Source organism: Arsenophonus symbiont of Ornithomya chloropus (assembly GCF_964026495.1).
Classification (GTDB): Bacteria; Pseudomonadota; Gammaproteobacteria; order Enterobacterales; family Enterobacteriaceae; genus Arsenophonus.
Genome location: NZ_OZ032148.1, coordinates 310763 through 328326 on the forward strand (window position 1 = coordinate 310763; position 17564 = coordinate 328326).

Genomic DNA, 17564 nt, shown 5'->3' on the forward strand with positions numbered 1-17564 from the left:
TAATTTATTTTTTTAAATATTTTTTATCAACTTCTATAGTATCTTAAAAATGATCATGTTATATATTTTCTATATAAGTGTAAAAAAAATAAATTTTGATAAATTAATTTTTTAATTTTATAATTTTTTTAGATATTTTTATAAATCTTTTTGATTAAATTTTGCTTAAAATTAGTGGTAATCGATATCAAAATAAACATTGTATAATTTTTAAAAATATTTTCTTATATATTTAAAATTAAAAAACATAAAAGTATCAAGTATTAAAAATTTTATGTTAATTTTTCACTTATATGATCTCTATATAGAATATTTTTTAAAAAATACAAAATTTTATGGGTTATTGAAAATTAAATATTTTTAATAATTCTCTATTTATCTTTAACGTATATTATAATTATATAATATATAAAAATAAATCAAGTTAAATGTCATTTTTAAAAAAAGCAAAAAATATTTATATTATTGTTTATCGTAAAATTATTAAAAATAATTACACAGTCATTGCTTCATAATTTTATTTCAAATAAAATGCATGTTCATTTTTTAGTTTTTAATTATTTTTTTTATTAATTAAATTATCATTAAATATTATATATTTAATATAAAATTAAAAAATATTTTTTATATTATATCATGAAAATATATATTAAAAATATTTAACAGTAGCAATAATTATTGATAAAATTTATTTCTTGTTTTTTTCAAAGATTACATTAACACCTATTTTTTGATATTTATATATTTCATGCAAAAATATAAAATATAATATAAAAATTAATCTGTTGATTAAAGAAATAGTCGCTTTATAAAAAATATGATTTTTTTATTAAAATCTGTAAATAAAAAATACTAAAATACGTTTTTTAAAAACATAAAAAACAGTTTATATTATCTATTTATGCTTACTTTATAGAGTTTTATATATAATTCTTTTTTAGCAATTATTTTCTGCGGTATGTAAATTCATATAAAAAATATAATATTATTTATAAATTTATATATTTTTTAATATTTACATCATATATTTTCCTATTTTTTATTTAGAAATATTATTTATATAGGACTTCAGAAAAAACATCAAATATTTCTTATTTATTAATGTATTTTTTTGTAAAAAAAATTTTTATAGAAAAAGTTAAGTTTATCTTTAAGTAATAATACTATAAAAAATAGTATTTATCGGATTTGTTGATATATTTTAATTCAATTTTTAAAGAGCATATAAATTAATTATAATTTGCTGAATAAATAATTTTAATATATTAAAAGGAAAATATAAAATCTGAATAATTATTAATACGAATATGGTATTAATCTGCTATTTATTATAATAATATACGGTGTTTATATAAAATTTTAAGTTTAGTAAAGGTTAAACATAATTTTGTGTACAGATTTTGTATTTTTTACTTAGTTAGTATATAGAATATATTTAAATTAATAAATAATATAATTTTTTTTAGTTAGATTTATTATAAATTTTTTTATCATATTATATATCCTATAAGTATATAAAAAAATTTTCATGAAAAATAGTCATTATAGTAGGATTCAATTTTTGTGAAAAGTTTCCTCTTTTTTTAGAGAGGATCATATTTTTTATATTAAAATTTTTAATTCAATTAAAATCATTAAATTTAACTATCATAAGATTTATAGTAAGTATATGTGTGCATATACATAATTTAAGTATAATTTATGTCATAAAATTTATGAGGTAGATATAAAATGAACGTTGATGTTTGGTTAGTTTTTTTAGGTGGTGTTTTACTTAGTGCTATCTTACCAGGTGCAGGTGCTATTATGACAATAAATCATGCATTTCAATGGGGGTGGCGTAAGACATTACCACTAATTATTGGTCAAGAAACAGCTTTAGGTTTGATGGTACCAATTGTTGCAATTAGTGTTGAAGTTCTAAGAAGTTCAACTTTTGCTTGGTTTTTACTAAAGATAATTGGAATATTTTGGTTATTTTTTCTTGCATATAAAACTTGGAGATCACCGGTTATGAAAAATATTAATGATGTTGTAATATTAACAAGTGGTGTAAAACGTTTTTTTTGCGGTTTTTTAACAGATATTACAAATGCTAAAACTTTAGCTTTCTTAGTGGCCATACTGCCTGTTTTTATTAATCCTAAACAATCTTTAATTTTACAGATAGGAATAATGACTTTGACAATGGTTATTATTGATACATTTATGATGTCACTATATGCTTTTATTGCAAGCTGGTTGCGTCCTTTTTTTCAATCATCGCGTATATTAAAACAACAAAATTATATTTTTGCTAGTTTTTTGATATTAATTGCCATAAGTATTTGTTTTATTAAAGATACGTTTTAGTGTATAAAAAATAATGAAATTTTGATTATTTTTTATGGAAGAATGTTTCTATAAATTTAAAATTTAATTTTATTTTTCAAGATATTTATAAAAAAATTATGTTTTTAGATATTTCTTATATATTGTAACATTTTTTAGTATTTTATGTTACTAATAATTTATTTTTTTATATTTATGAGTCATTAAAGATATATTAGTATTATTTTTTGATTTTCATTTTTTTTCTGTAATTTAAGTCTATATATAAAAGATTTTACAAAAATTTTAATAAAAAATAATTTTTCAATTATTTTATTTAGTATATCTAGTAATAGATAATAGATAATAGTACACATAAAATTATTTTAAATAAATCTTAAGAAGATGAATTTTAAAATATTATATAATTTTTGTTTTATTAAAAAATTTATTTTAATATTTTTTAATATATATATTTCTTATTTAAAAAAATATTTTTTATAACAATATAATCACATAAAAAGTGATTTAATAAAAAAATAAATGATTATTTTATAAAATATATTATTAATTGTATTATAAAATATTTATAGAAAAAGTTTTTTAAACTTAATAATTAAGAATTTATTTTTTGATTTGTTTATAAATTTTTTGTGAGAATTAGTATATTATTATAATTAAAAAAATATATCGTAAAAAAGTGATTAAGTAATTAATATTTTTTGTATTTAATAATACATTTTTTTAATTTTAAGTATTTAAAATTTATATGTTAGTTATAAATTTTTTGTTTCTTCTTTTTTAAAATTAAAAATTTTTTATAAATACTATTAAAATTAGCATTTGAATAAGTATATATTTTAAAAATATAAAACAGTTTTTTAGTTAAATATTTATGTATTGTCTTAAATTATGAATGAATAACAAATCATTCAAATTTCACATGAATACATTATAAAAATTAATTTTGAGGAATTCATACAGTATGATTTTTTTTTAAAAATCTAAAGGAATAAATCAAAATTTTTTATTTTGAAAACATATACAGATTATTCCAGTAAATCTATATACATATTTTATTGATCTTTAAATTTTAATTTTTTAGATTATTTAACATGAAATCATAAGTTATAAAATTTAATTTAAAGAGTTTTTTAAAATAAAATATCATTAATATTTTTATAGAAAATTCATAAAAAATAATTTTATGCAAAAATTTAAAAAATTGAAAAAGAAAATTAAATAATAAAAAATATATCAATAAATATTTTTACAATTTATAAAAATATTTTATGTTGCATATTATTATTAAATAATAAATAAAAATTCAGAATTTTTATAAGTTTATTGTAAAATAATTTTTTTTGCTTTCAGTATATTTGCAATACATTTATATAAAAATATTTGGTAATAAGATATATTATAAATAATAGATAAAAATAATTAACTTTATATATTTTTTGTTTCTTTAAAATAAAGAAATATCTTTTTTTTAACTTTATAAAAAATATATTTTTCACTATATTTCTATTAAATTATAGATATTTGTTAATTTTAAAATATTTTTAATTAATTTATTGGATCTTTTTAAGATAATTATTAAATGCTAAATTTATTAGAAAATAGTTTGAGCAATTGATATTTAAATGATATACATCAGTAGTATATATATTATAATTTAAAAATTATATTTTGTAATTTTGTTAGCTTTTTTAGCTTAAATTGTATAATTATATTTTTTAGATAATCTTTAGATTATTTATGGTTACGTGTAATAGGTAAATGGTTATTAGACCAATCTATAAAGCCATTTTTAAGAACAAAAACACGTTCAAAACCATATTTTATAAGTTGTTCAGCTGCTTTAGATGATTCAATTTCACTTTCTGAAACAATGATAATTGGTATATTTTTATTTTGTTTTAAAGTATGAATATTTTTTTTAATATCTAAAAAAGTTATATTAATTGAATTAAGAATATGTTCTTTATAAAAATTATTACGTGGACGTATATCAATAATTACACCCTGTTCCCTATTAATTAATTGTATAGTTTCAGTGCAGTTAATTTTTTTTATTTTTGAAAATAAAGATTGAAAAGTTAAAATAATTACAGAAATTAATAAAGTAATCCACAGTAAACTGAATATTGGATGTCGTAAAATAAATTGTGTAATTTCTTTTATCATTAGATTAAATAATTATAATTTATAAAAATGCATTGTTATTTAAAGTATGTCTTGATCATTATATAAATATCATTAATTTTAATAAATTAGCATATTTTAATCAATCACTAAATAGTGAAATATAAAAGATACCATTTATTAAAATGATTATTTAATGTTTTTTGATAGAATAACATAATAGAAATATTAAAAACAATTTTTTTTAAAATATAGAATCAAAAAATAGTATTTTTCTATGATTTTAATCATATTTTTATTATCATAATTACAAATAGTTGTAGTGTTATTTTTTATGGTTTTATAATAAAAATTAATGAGATAAATATATATAGATTGATAGTAATATTAATTTATATTTTTATGTGATTTAAATATTTATTATTATTTTTCATATTATTTGTTTTTATTTTTAGTATTAAAATTTATTTTATAGATAATAAATCAAACTTAAAATTTTCTTTTTAAAAGAGCAAAATAAATATTAAAAATAAATAAAGAAAAGAAATAAAAATATTTATTGTATAAAATTTAGATTTTTTCACAAGTATATATAAAAAGTAATATAGCATTTTTTTGAAGAAAAATTAATTAAATAAAATAAAAATTTATAAAAAAAATTTAATAATATATGTTCTTCACTAATAAAAATAATATTTTAGAGTATTTCAAGAAAGAGATATTAAAATGTTAGTTAAAGATAAATGAGGTTAAAAAACATATTTTAGCATTGTTTTAGTGTTGTTTAAATGAATTTAAAGAAAAATATTGTTTAATTAAAAGACACCATTTTATTTTCTCAAAAAAAATTGAAAACAGTAATTTTTAAAATAAGTTTTTGTTAAGATAACAAAAAAGTTAGATACAGAAAAAATATTTTTATTTTTTCAGTTAAACTTAAAAGATATATAAATACTTTTAGAAAAATAGAAAGCTAATAAAATATTTCTTAATAATTCAAGTAAGCAAAAAAATGAAACAAAAAAACACAAAAAACAATATGAAAAGTAATAAAAAAAATCATTATTTTATAATAATATTTTTTAGTAAAATTTAATAGAAATTTAAGAAAATCTTTTAGAAAAGATTTGTGGTTATTTTATAAAATAACAAACTTTGTTATATAATCTGATTTTTGAATAGATTATTTTGAACTTTATTGTAAGTTATGTTATAATCAATAAAAATTAAATTTTTTTATATATTTTTTTTATTTATCCATCTGATTATAAAGTTAAAATTTTGAAAAAAAATAGTCACAGGTTATTTTGTTGAAAAAAAATATAAATTTTTAGTTATAATTTAATTATAATTAAAATTATAATTAAAGAGGTAAATAGATGTCTATATAAAGTAGCAATTGGTTTTTTTTCAAATCAATTTTTTTATGTTGTTATTAGTGTAGTAAAACAATATTTTTAGATTTTAATATTATTAAAGAAGTATGAATATAAATTAGTAATGTTAATTTATAAAAAAAAAATATTAAAAATTATTGTTTTAAGAGATTCTCTGATTATTTAATTTTTTTATTATAATCTTTATTAAATTACATATTATTGCTTTATTTTATCTTTTTAATAAAAAGTAATTTTTTGATAGTGTATCATCAATATATAATATATGTAATTAATAATTATGCTATTTATCAGATCTTTGTTACTTTTGATAAGTTATATTGAATATTTTTTTCTTTAAAAGTAAATATTAAAAAATAAATATTGTATTCTTTTTCTATGCTTCTCTCTATCTCTATATAATCATAAAAAAATTATCATTTTTTTATGGTATTTTTTAAAAAATTAAAGATAAAATTATTATTTGTTTTTTATATAAAATAAATTTTTAATATTTAGTAATAAAAATATTTAATATTATGTGTTTTTTTTAAAAAAAAGAAATTTTTTGTTAATGAATATCAATGTATGAATAGAGCATAAAAAGATGATTATAGTTACTGGTGGAGCTGGTTTTATTGGAAGTAATATTATTAAAGCACTTAATAATAAAGGATATACTAATATTTTAGTTGTTGATAATCTTAAAAATGGTTATAAATTTACTAATTTAGTAGATTTACAAATTATTGATTATCTTGATAAAGATTTTTTTTTATCTGCTATTACGAATAATAGTATTGGAAATATTGATGTAGTTTTTCATCAAGGTGCTTGTTCATCTACAATGGAATGGAATGGGCAGTATATGATGAATAATAATTATGAATATTCAAAAAAACTGCTTCATTATTGTGTTGAAAGAGATATCAGATTTTTATATGCTTCATCTGCTGCTATTTATGGAATAGAAAATAAATCTTGTATTGAAGAACAAAAATATGAAAAACCATTAAACATATATGGGTATTCTAAGTTCTTGTTTGATCAATATGTTAGAAATATATTACCAAAAATTACTTCACAGGTATGTGGATTACGTTACTTTAATGTTTATGGACCAGGAGAAAATCATAAAGATAATATGGCGAGTGTTATTTTTCATTGGAATAATCAAATTAATAAAGGGTTAAATCTAAAACTTTTTAAAGGTAGTAAAAAATTTAAACGCGATTTTATTCATATAAGTGATATTGTTGCTTTAAATTTATGGTTTTTAGAAAATCAGATTTCTGGTATTTTTAATTGTGGTACAGGTAAAGCTGAATCTTTTCAAGAGATAGCAGATATTGTTGTTGCTTTTCATAAAAAGAATAATCCTGTAGTAGAATATATTTCTTTTCCTAATAATTTAGAAAAATTTTATCAGATATTTACAGAAGCTAATTTAGATAAATTGCGAAGAGTTGGTTATGATAAACCATTTAAACCGGTTATGGAAGGAGTTATCGATTATATGAAATTTTTGAATAGACAGCATTTTTTTAAGTAATTATGAAAGTATTAGTAATTGCTCCTACTTGGGTGGGAGATATGATGATGACTCATAGTCTTTTTCGTACTTTAAAGGCATTATATTCCAATATTATTATTGATGTTATGGCTTCTAATTGGTGTTATGAACTATTAAAAAAAATGCCAGAAGTAAATAATTCCATATTAATGCCTTTGAATCGTAGTTCTTTAGAATTTTTTCAACGTCATAAAATTGGTATTAATTTACGCAAAAAAAAATATGATAAAGCTTATATATTGCCAAATTCTTTTAAATCTGCATTAATACCTTTTTTTGCTAATATCCCGTTACGTATAGGATGGTGTGGTGAAAATCGGTATTGGTTAATTAATGATATGCGTTTTTTAAATATCGCTGAATTTCCACAAATGGTTCAACGTTATATTGCTTTAGCTTATCCAAAAGATTTAGTAAATAATGCAGATTCTATTCCTAAACCTATTTTATGGCCTAAAATATCAGTTTCTGATGCTGAAAGAATCAAAAGTAAAAAGATATTTTATATTTCCAATAAGTTACCAATTATAGGTATTTGTCCGGGTGCTGCATCTGGATTTGCGAAATGTTGGCCATATTATCATTATGCCAAATTAACAGAATTATTATATAGTATTTATGGTTATCAAATTTTAATATTCGGTTCTCAACAAGATTACAATATTGGTTATGCAATTTGGAAATTACTATCATTAACTTGTCAGAATAATTGTGTTAATTTAGTTGGTAAAACAAGTCTTAATGAGGTAGCCAATTTATTAGCATCTTGTACTGCTGTAGTTACGAATGATTCTGGTTTAATGCATATAGCAGCAGCATTAAATATACCTATCGTTGCACTTTATGGACCTACAAATCCTAATTTTACACCACCTTTATCAAATAGAGTTAAAATTATTCATGTAGCAATTAAGAATCATAAAACACGAATAGTAAACAAAAATAATCGTTATCATAAAAGTTTGATTAATATAAAACCTGTAAAAGTTATTAATGAATTAATTAATTTATTAGAATTGGAGTACTATAATAGTAATGCAAGTATTAATCATAAAGACATCATCAATGGGTGATATATTAAATACCCTACCTGCTTTAACGGATGCAGTAATGTGCTATCCTAATATTAAATTTAATTGGGTTGTTGAAGAAAAATTTGCTGAAATCCCCAGTTGGCATTATGCTGTGAAAGAAGTTATTCCAGTAGCTATTCGACGGTGGAGAAAAAATTGGTTCATAAAATCTACACGTGAAGAAAAAAAAAATTTTATTTTCAATTACGATCAAAAAAATATGATGTAGTAATTGATGCACAGGGATTATTTAAAAGTGCTTTTTTTGTTACACGTTATGCGCGCGGCATAAGTCATGGTTATGATTGGGGGTAGTGCTAAAGAACCAATTGCAAGTATATTTTATGACCATTCTTATACTATAGATAAGAAGCAACATGCTATTGAAAGAATTCGCGAATTATTTGTAAATAGTTTACATTATAAAAAATCAATCATGATTGCCGATTATGGTATTATGCAATACTTTTCTTCAAAATTTCTATCAAATGAAATAAAACCGTATGTTATTTTTTTTCATGGAACTACAAGTAATAATAAACATTGGCCTGAATGTCATTGGCGCGAATTGTTAATTTCTTTAACAAATAAAGGATTAATTGTTAAATTGCCATGGATTTCTAATATAGAATATCAACGTGTTACCAGACTAGCCCAAGGTTTTGATCATGTTGAAATATTGCCTAAACTTTCATTAAAAGAAATGGCTTATCAGATTATAAACGCTAATGTTATTGTATCTGTTGATACAGGTTTAAGTCATTTAACTGCCGCTTTAGGTAAACCAAATATTATTCTTTATGGTCCTACAGATCCTCGATTAGTAGGTGGATATGGTAAAGAACAAGAAATAATTATTGCAAAAAATTATGATATGGCAACAATTAAACCGAATGTAATATATAAGAAATTGTTATTAAAAATAGATAATTAATAGTACGGTATTATTTTCTTATAAAGATTAATATATTGTATTAATTTTTAAATGGTTTTTTTATTTTTTATTGTCGCTGAACGTATAAAGAAAAACAAATAATATACAAAAATATTTTATTTTATAAAAATTACTTTAATAAAGTATAATAATTCATTTTTTTCAATAATTATATTTTATGAATATAAAATATTTTTGTATTTATGTTAAATTTTTTGTATAAAAAATAATTTATGCATAATACTATATTAGATATTAATATTTTAATTTTTTGTTTTTTTAAGGTACGGTTTAAGTAATTTTATTAATTTTTCTGATACGCCTTGATTTTTATACACAAGTTCTGCTGCTTGATGTCCATGATATGAACGAACATTTTTATTTTTAAGTAAATTAGAAATTGTTACTATTAAGGATTGAGTGTTATTAACAGTAATTAAACCATTTATTTTTTTTAAACTATTACATATATCTTGAAAATTAAAAGTATGGGGACCCATTAAAATAGGAATAGCATGTATTGCTGCTTCTAAAGGATTATGACCTCCCTTTTTTACTAAACTACCTCCAATAAATGCGAGATCTGCAATACCATAAAGCAACATTAATTCACCCATAGTATCACCAATAATAACTTGTGTATTTGCATTAGGTAGAGTATTTTTGCTTTTTAAAATATAGTGTAGTTTAGATTTTTTTGTTAATTCTTTTGAATATTTAAAACGTTCTGGATGACGCGGAACAAGAATAAGCAATAAATCAGGAAATTTTTTTAACAATTGAATATGTGCTTCTAATATAATAGATTCTTCACCGTCATGTGTACTGCTTGCAATCCACACTGGACGTCTCAGTAGTGCCCATTTTTGACGTAGTGTTATAGTTTTTATTTCTAATTCTGGTGTGATATGAATATCAAATTTTAGATTACCTATAACAGATATTTTTTTTCTTGGTAAACCTAATTTAATAAAACGTTCACCGTCTTCTTTATTTTGAACTGCGATCAAAGTAATTTTTTGCAATAATTTTTCTATAAAACAACCTAATTTTTGATAATTTATAGCTGATTTTTCAGACATACGTGCATTAGCAATAATTAATGGAATTTTTCTTTGTCTTAATTTTATAATAAGATTAGGCCATAGTTCTTTTTCCATAATAATAGTTAATTTAGGATTTATTTGATTAATGAAACGGACTACTGAACCTATTAAATCATATGGTAAATATACATGATACACATTATTGCCGAATTCAGATAATACTCTTTCTGAACCAGTAGGAGTCATAGTTGTGATAGTAATGGGTAGTTCTGGGTAATAATGTCTTAATATTTTTACTAATGGAAAAGCTGCTAATGTTTCACCTACAGATACAGAATGTAATAATATACCTCCTGGTATAACTTTGCTATTGTAAAAACCATATCGTTCATTCCAACGTTTAAGATAGGCTGGGTATTTATAAGCATTCCATAATAAACGGCACAAAATGATAGGTTGTATAAGATACATGAGTATTTGATATAAAAAAAACATGTTATTTAACATTAATTAATGTATATTAAAATAATATAGTATATCACAGATAAAAATATAGTTAGTATATGTTATAATTTTATATGTCTTATTTTTTAAATTTTATGCATATATTGTTATAAATTTGATTTATTTATAAATGTAAAATTTTTAATTTAAGGAAATTAAAAATTTTTATGTATATATTTTTTATGTATATATTTTTATTATATTAAGAAAAATTATATTTTACTTATTTTTTAATTGACTCTAATCAATCATAATCATTTTGTATGAAAAAAAAAGCGATTTATCCTGGTAGTTTTGATCCTATAACTTATGGACATTTGGATATTATAGAGCGGTCTGCATTAATTTTTGAAGAGGTAATTTTAGGTATTGCTGATAATTCAAGTAAAAATTTTATGTTTACGCTAGATGAACGTTTGGCATTTGCTAAAGAACAAACAAAGCATTTAATGAATGTTGAAGTAAAAGGATTTTCTGGACTTACAGTTAATTTTAGTCGTACACATCAGGCTTATGTTTTAATTAGAAGTGTACGTTCTGTATTAGATTTCGAATATGAATTGCAGTTAGCTCATATGAATCGTCATCTTATGCCTGATTTAGAAACAATTTTTTTGTTATCTTCTATTCAGTTATCATTTATTTCTTCTGCTTTAATTAAAAATGTTGCACAAAATGGTGGTGATATTTCATCTTTTTTACCAATTTCTATAGCTCAAGCGATATTAAAAAAAATACATAAAGAAAAATAATTTATTTTTTTAGTAATGTTTGATTGTTAAAAAATTAATATATCTAAAAAATATTAGAAATGAATATAATTTATACAAAATCGATTTTTGATAATTGCTTTAATAAAATAGTATATATTTTTCTATATATGCATGATACAAATTTTTTTGTACAATATAAAATTGATATTTTTTATTTTTAGATTATGCTTTGGATTAATACTATTTAAATTATACTATTATGATAATTTGTCATTAAATTGTAATTTAATTTTTAATTATTATAGTATTTTGAATATTTTTTATTTAATATCATATATTATTAAAAATAAATTTGTTATTTTGTTGTCATTATCTAAATCTAAAGAAGTTTTTGATTGTATTTATATATGAAATATTTTATTTATTTTGATTGGTTTAATATAAATATTAACTTTAATATATTACGTTATCTTATGAATATTTACAATACATTTTAATTATATTTTAATTTCTTAGTTTTTTGAAAAAAAAAATCACAAATATTGTAAACTAAAAATTATTTTTTTTGATGTTTTTTTAGTTATTATATATTATATTTTTATGTTTTTTATCTTTTTATATATAATATTCTTGTTTACTTAATGTTACAAGTAAAGATACTGTTTCTTTTTTAAATTTTTAAAATTTAATTTAATTGTATAAATTTATTAAAGATAATTTAACATTACTTATTATAATCATATATTATATTAACAGTAATATTATATAATATTTTGTAAAAATAGATAATTATAAGTCATTATTTATATAAATTTTAAATATTTGATTCTTTAAAAGATAAAAAATTTGTTAATTTTTTATTAGATAATTAGGATGATTATTTAATATTATTTTTTTATTAATATATAAAAAATATTAATATTTAGATAAAATATTTGTTATAGAATTATTCAATATTTATTTATAATTTATTTTTGATAGTGCGTGTTTGAATTTTTTTTGCTTTAATAGTAGCACTTAATATCATTTTTTTTTCATTATCAACAATACTTCTTAAACTATTATCAAAATAAATTTTTAAAAAACGAAAAATATCTCCTTTTGTTAAACCTATATTTAGTGCAGAATAATATAATCCGATGAGATCTTTATTTTTCCAACGTTTAGGTACAATTTTTCTTAATTGAGCACGATGTAAATCAATAATAGAAATCTTTATTTTTTGAACATCATTAATTGGTATATGTAATAAAAAATGACAAATATAACAATCACGGTGATTCACTCCAGATTTATGCATTTTTCTTATAATTTGAGCTAATTGAACAATTAACATTTTTTTAATTCTAAACTCTGGAGGTATATGTTTCCAATTTTTACAAAAATTTTCTAAGCTAATAGTAGGTGTAAGTGCTTTGGTGATAATAAATGATTTTCGTTGTAAAACATTAATTTTTTCTTCAGAAAAAACTTTAATATCCATAGTATCAATTTTATGTTTACTTAAATATTGAACTATTTCCCATTCTTTTTTAGCTCCTAATATTGGTAATCTTAAAAAAAATAAATTTTTTATTATTTCTTTTATTGTAATACCATAGTGAATTTTAATGAAATATTTTTCTTTATTGAATGTAAAATATAAAGTTTTTCTTGTTTCTAATTGACGAATAATTTTTCCTTGTAATTTTTCTATTTCTATAAAATGGTTTTTATTTTTCCAGAAAGATTTAAAAGGTTCTTGAATTTTTAACATATTAGCATCCTAAAATAATATTTGCGGCTTTTTCAGGTAAGCTATATAAATCTTGAGTATAAGAAAAATAAAATGCTGATTTTGACCATTTTTTTAATAATGATTTATTAAGCAAACTAGTAATTAAAGCATAATTAAGATTTTTTTGTTTGTATGGTTGGTCTATAACTATTCCGCAATTAGCTGCTTTAATATATGGCGCATATCCACAAATTGCTGTGGTTATAACAGGTAATCCAGCTGTGATTGCTTCTATTAAAACCATACCAGCAGCTTCTTGGTAGGCTGGGTGTATTAAGATGTCAGAAGCTAGCATTAATTCATTTATATCTGTACGTCCATAAAAAAAAATACTTGTTTTTCTATATTTAGTTTTTTTGCTAAAATTTTGTAAATATTCGGATTATCTTGACCTACAACTATTAAAATAGTTTTGTTTTTTAATGTTTTGGGTAAATTTGAAATTGCTTTTAATGTACGATCGACCCCTTTACGTTTAAAATCTGAACCCACTTGTAATAACAGAAAATTTTTTTCTTTAATACCATTTTTTTGTCGAAATTTTTTTTTTGCATCAAGAATTTTGTAATTATATTTATTATTAATATTAATGCCAGGTGGTAACATATAAAAACGTGTGTTAGGTGTTTTGTAATGTTTTTTAAAATCATTAACTTGTTGTTGAGTTAGCATTAATAATTTTGTGTGACTATCACTATGAAATACAGATTTTTCATAATTAATATAATGTTTATATCTCGTAGTTAGTTTATATAAAAAATTTTTTTCTTTTTCAACTTTTTCAGCATAACAAATATCTGCAGCATAATAAATATCTAGGCCTGGCATTTTATTAAAACCAATAGTAATATCGACAGGATATTTTGTTAAATGTTTTTTTATTTTATTATAGAAAAATTCGTTTCTTCCATGATTTGTTTTTGCTTGTACAGGTATTATAATGACATTTATATGATCAGGAATTTTGTCATCCCATTGCATCGTGTAAACACGTATTTCATGTCCTCTTTTGTAACAGGCATTAATAATTTTTAGGCAATCTCTTTGTAAGCCACCAAAAGGAAAGTATTTGTACAAACAACATGCAATTTTCATATGGATAAATGTTTTATTTTATCATTGTTTTTGGTTTAATATTTTCTAAAATCGTGACTTAAAATTTTAATAATATTATTTTTATTATAATATTTAGTATTAACTTTTGTATTTCATATATTTTATATTTATATTTTATTTTTTATCGCGTGAGGTTTTTATGTTTTAATAATAAAAAATTAATAATTTTTAATTGGACATCTATTTTTTAAAAAAATTTTCCATGTGTATATATTATCATACTATATAACACATATAATTAAAAATTATATTTTTTGTTAATATTATTTTTAGACTACAGTTATTATAAATACTTTTAAAGTATATTTTTTATTTTTGCTTATAGAAAATATACAGATCATGATTATATATTGAAAATATTTATGATTTTTTATATAAAAACAAAATTAAAGTTTATATATTTTAATTTTTTTCTTTTTTTGAAGATTCAAAAAAAGAATGCTAGATATAGCATATTTTTTTTATTTTTCTGATCTTAAAAAGATATCTATACTAGATTAATTAATTACAATTATTTTTTTCTATTTTTATTAAAATAATTTTTTCATAATATTTCGTTTTTTTTAATAAAATATTGATATAAAAAATATGTTTTTTGTTATTTTATGATAATTACTATAATTTTAAATATATTTTAAATCTTTAAATAATTTTAAAAAATTTTAAAAGAAAACAAATTGAGATTATTTATAATTTTAATTAAATTATAATTAATTTAATTTTTAAAAAATTTTTTGATATTAAAGATTTAGAAAAAATTATATTTTTTTTGTAAAAATTACGATATATAAAATTTATTGTTATGTATTACTTCATTTAAAATATATTTTTGATAAAATCGTAAATTATTTTATGAATAGTAAAATTATGATTTTATGAACAATAAGTTAAATTATATTGATATATTAAAAATAACATAAATCAATTTTTTTATATTTTTTACAATTTACTTCATAATTCGAGTATATATATGAAAATTACTTTTCCTGATTTCAAAAAAGCCCATGTTTTAGTGGTTGGTGATGTAATGTTAGATCGTTATTGGTATGGATCAACTGATCGTATTTCACCAGAAGCACCTGTGCCTGTCATTAAAATAGAAAAAAAAGAAGAACGTCCTGGTGGTGCTGCTAATGTTGCTATGAATATTGCCACTTTAGGAGCTAATATTCATCTTATTGGGTTGATTGGCATTGACGATACTGGAAAAATTTTGATAAATAAACTTAATGAAGCTAATGTTTGTTGTGATTTAATTACATTATCAAGTTATCCTACCATTACGAAACTAAGAATTTTGTCTTATAATCAACAATTAATCAGAATTGATTTTGAAAAAAAAAATGATAATTTTTCCATGAATCTTCTTTTGGAACGTATTCAAAAAAAATTACCTTATATAAAAGTATTAGTACTTTCTGATTATGATAAAGGAACCTTAAGAAATATTGCTAATATTATTAAATTAGCCAATACGGCTCAAGTACCTATATTAATTGATCCTAAAGGGAGTAATTATAAAAATTATTATGGAGCTACTTTACTAACTCCAAATATGACTGAATTTGAAGCAATGGTTGGTATATGTTCTTCTAATATAGATATTGAAAGAAAAGGAACAAAATTACTATATGAATTAAATCTTCAAGCATTGCTCATTACACGTTCAGAAAAAGGCATGACATTATTACAACGTAATAAATCTCCATTACATTTGTCAACTCAAGCAAAAGAAGTATATGATGTTACAGGAGCTGGTGATACAGTAATTGGTGTATTAGCTACTGCGTTAGCAGTTTCTCTAAATTTTTATCAAGCATCTATATTAGCTAATGTTGCTGCTGGAATAGTAGTCGGAAAATTAGGTACTTCTACAATTTCATCTCTTGAGTTAGAAAAAAAAATTCAGAATGATGATAATAAGTTTGGTGTAATCAGTGAAAAAGATTTAAAAAAAGTTGTAAGTATTGCTCGTAAAAATGGAAAAAAAATAGTTATGACTAATGGTTGTTTTGATATTCTCCATGCTGGACATGTTATGTATTTATCAAATGCACGTAAATTAGGTGATTTATTGATTGTTGCGGTTAATAGTGATGAATCAGTTAAAAATTTAAAAGGTATTAATCGTCCTATTAATATTTTATCTCAACGCATGATGGTATTAGGAGGATTAAATGCAGTAGATTGGGTAGTTTCTTTTGATGAAGAAACACCTCAACGTCTGATTGGTAATATTTTGCCAGATATTTTGGTAAAAGGTGGTGATTATAAGATAGAAGAGATTTCTGGTAGTCAAGAAGTTTTAGCTTCTGGTGGTGAAGTGAAAATACTTAATTTTGAATATGGTGTATCTACTACAAAAATTATTAGCACATTTTTTAATAATAATTAACTAAATAATATAAACGTTCATTGAGTCAAAAAAAATATAATTGGTTTATTATTTTATATATTAAAAATAATTATTAATATTCTGATTTCTATATTTCTAGAAAATAGTCACCTTTAAGGGTCATATATTTGATATTTTTAAAAAAGTAATAAATTAATTTATTTTTTAAAATTGTCATATAAAAAATATACTTTTTATTAAAATACTTCAATATATTGATAAGTAAAATTTACTTTGTTTTTAATTTTTTAATTTTATGGTGTTTTTCTATTTTTTTAAGTCGATTTTCTATGCGCAGTATTTTTTTACGAATTGCTACTAAAATTTCATTTTGAGTATTAAATTTTTCTTGTGAAACGAAATTTAATTTTCTTAATTGTTTTTTAAATATTTCATATATTTTTTTTTCAAAATCATTACCTAGATCAAGTATTTCTTGAGGTAGAATTTTTTTTATTTGAAATATAATTTGTTCAATTTTTTTTTTGTCCATTATATCGATCATTCAAATTATATGAAATATATTTGTATATAAATAATATCAAATCCTTTATGTATATACAACATATTTTGTATTAAATATTAAAAATATTTTATAG

General features: G+C 20.0%; 9 protein-coding genes and 2 pseudogenes. 6 read left to right on the forward strand and 5 right to left on the reverse strand.

What is annotated here, in order from left to right; all coding sequences use genetic code 11:
• Positions 1-1731 precede the first annotated feature (1731 nt).
• Positions 1732-2352 (forward strand): LysE family translocator, encoded by a 621-nt coding sequence (locus tag ABNS14_RS01180; RefSeq protein WP_348666545.1) that lies wholly within the window; start codon positions 1732-1734, stop codon positions 2350-2352.
• Positions 2353-4065: 1713 nt separating this feature from the next.
• On the opposite strand, the gene ABNS14_RS01185 is transcribed toward ABNS14_RS01180, so the two are convergent.
• A complete protein-coding gene (locus tag ABNS14_RS01185) occupies positions 4066-4500 on the reverse strand; it encodes a rhodanese-like domain-containing protein (RefSeq protein ID WP_348666546.1) in 435 nt (144 codons plus the stop codon).
• A gap of 1941 nt (positions 4501-6441) precedes the next feature.
• Here ABNS14_RS01185 and rfaD point away from each other — a divergent pair.
• The 3 genes and pseudogenes from rfaD to rfaC all read left to right on the forward strand — a co-directional run bounded on the left by rfaD (position 6442) and on the right by rfaC (position 9414).
• Positions 6442-7386 carry an ADP-glyceromanno-heptose 6-epimerase gene (rfaD, locus tag ABNS14_RS01190; protein WP_348666547.1) on the forward strand — a complete coding sequence of 315 codons (945 nt, stop codon included), beginning with the start codon at positions 6442-6444 and terminating at the stop codon, positions 7384-7386.
• A 2-nt stretch (positions 7387-7388) separates the two neighbouring features.
• Positions 7389-8480 (forward strand): lipopolysaccharide heptosyltransferase II, encoded by a 1092-nt coding sequence (gene waaF, locus ABNS14_RS01195; RefSeq protein ID WP_348666548.1) that lies wholly within the window; start codon positions 7389-7391, stop codon positions 8478-8480.
• A pseudogene (rfaC, locus tag ABNS14_RS01200) lies at positions 8443-9414 on the forward strand (lipopolysaccharide heptosyltransferase RfaC). The gene waaF and the pseudogene rfaC overlap by 38 nt, the downstream one beginning before the upstream one ends.
• A 263-nt stretch (positions 9415-9677) precedes the next feature.
• Here the strand turns inward: rfaC and waaA are convergent.
• A complete protein-coding gene (gene waaA / locus ABNS14_RS01205; RefSeq protein ID WP_348666549.1) occupies positions 9678-10955 on the reverse strand; it encodes a lipid IV(A) 3-deoxy-D-manno-octulosonic acid transferase in 1278 nt (425 codons plus the stop codon).
• A gap of 272 nt (positions 10956-11227) precedes the next feature.
• Here waaA and coaD point away from each other — a divergent pair, with 272 nt between their 5' ends.
• Positions 11228-11716, forward strand: a complete 489-nt coding sequence (gene coaD, locus ABNS14_RS01210; protein WP_348666550.1) for a pantetheine-phosphate adenylyltransferase — start codon at positions 11228-11230, stop codon at positions 11714-11716.
• 922 nt (positions 11717-12638) lie between these two features.
• On the opposite strand, the gene rfaP is transcribed toward coaD, so the two are convergent.
• Together rfaP and ABNS14_RS01220 are read right to left on the reverse strand one after the other, a co-directional pair.
• The gene (rfaP, locus tag ABNS14_RS01215) at positions 12639-13433 is read right to left on the reverse strand and encodes a lipopolysaccharide core heptose(I) kinase RfaP (protein WP_348666551.1); all 795 of its coding nucleotides are present in this window, start codon (positions 13431-13433) and stop codon (positions 12639-12641) included.
• A gap of 1 nt (position 13434) precedes the next feature.
• Positions 13435-14549 (reverse strand): annotated as a pseudogene (locus tag ABNS14_RS01220) (glycosyltransferase family 4 protein).
• 991 nt (positions 14550-15540) lie between these two features.
• On the opposite strand from ABNS14_RS01220, the gene hldE reads away from it, so the two are divergent.
• On the forward strand, positions 15541-16965 hold the full coding sequence (hldE, locus tag ABNS14_RS01225; protein ID WP_348666552.1) for a bifunctional D-glycero-beta-D-manno-heptose-7-phosphate kinase/D-glycero-beta-D-manno-heptose 1-phosphate adenylyltransferase HldE: 1425 nt from the start codon (positions 15541-15543) through the stop codon (positions 16963-16965).
• 229 nt (positions 16966-17194) lie between these two features.
• Here the strand turns inward: hldE and ABNS14_RS01230 are convergent, their stop codons facing one another.
• The gene (locus ABNS14_RS01230) at positions 17195-17458 is read right to left on the reverse strand and encodes an accessory factor UbiK family protein (protein WP_348666553.1); all 264 of its coding nucleotides are present in this window, start codon (positions 17456-17458) and stop codon (positions 17195-17197) included.
• Positions 17459-17564 lie beyond the last annotated feature (106 nt).

Bases quoted from the DNA above. Each gene is read 5' to 3' on its own strand.
- ABNS14_RS01180 (WP_348666545.1), top strand. From the start codon at position 1,732: ATGAACGTTGATGTTTGGTTAGTTTTTTTAGGTGGTGTTTTACTTAGT.
- ABNS14_RS01185 (WP_348666546.1), bottom strand. From the start codon at position 4,500: ATGATAAAAGAAATTACACAATTTATTTTACGACATCCAATATTCAGT.
- rfaD (WP_348666547.1), top strand. From the start codon at position 6,442: ATGATTATAGTTACTGGTGGAGCTGGTTTTATTGGAAGTAATATTATT.
- waaF (WP_348666548.1), top strand. From the start codon at position 7,389: ATGAAAGTATTAGTAATTGCTCCTACTTGGGTGGGAGATATGATGATG.
- waaA (WP_348666549.1), bottom strand. From the start codon at position 10,955: ATGTTTTTTTTATATCAAATACTCATGTATCTTATACAACCTATCATT.
- coaD (WP_348666550.1), top strand. From the start codon at position 11,228: ATGAAAAAAAAAGCGATTTATCCTGGTAGTTTTGATCCTATAACTTAT.
- rfaP (WP_348666551.1), bottom strand. From the start codon at position 13,433: ATGTTAAAAATTCAAGAACCTTTTAAATCTTTCTGGAAAAATAAAAAC.
- hldE (WP_348666552.1), top strand. From the start codon at position 15,541: ATGAAAATTACTTTTCCTGATTTCAAAAAAGCCCATGTTTTAGTGGTT.
- ABNS14_RS01230 (WP_348666553.1), bottom strand. From the start codon at position 17,458: ATGGACAAAAAAAAAATTGAACAAATTATATTTCAAATAAAAAAAATT.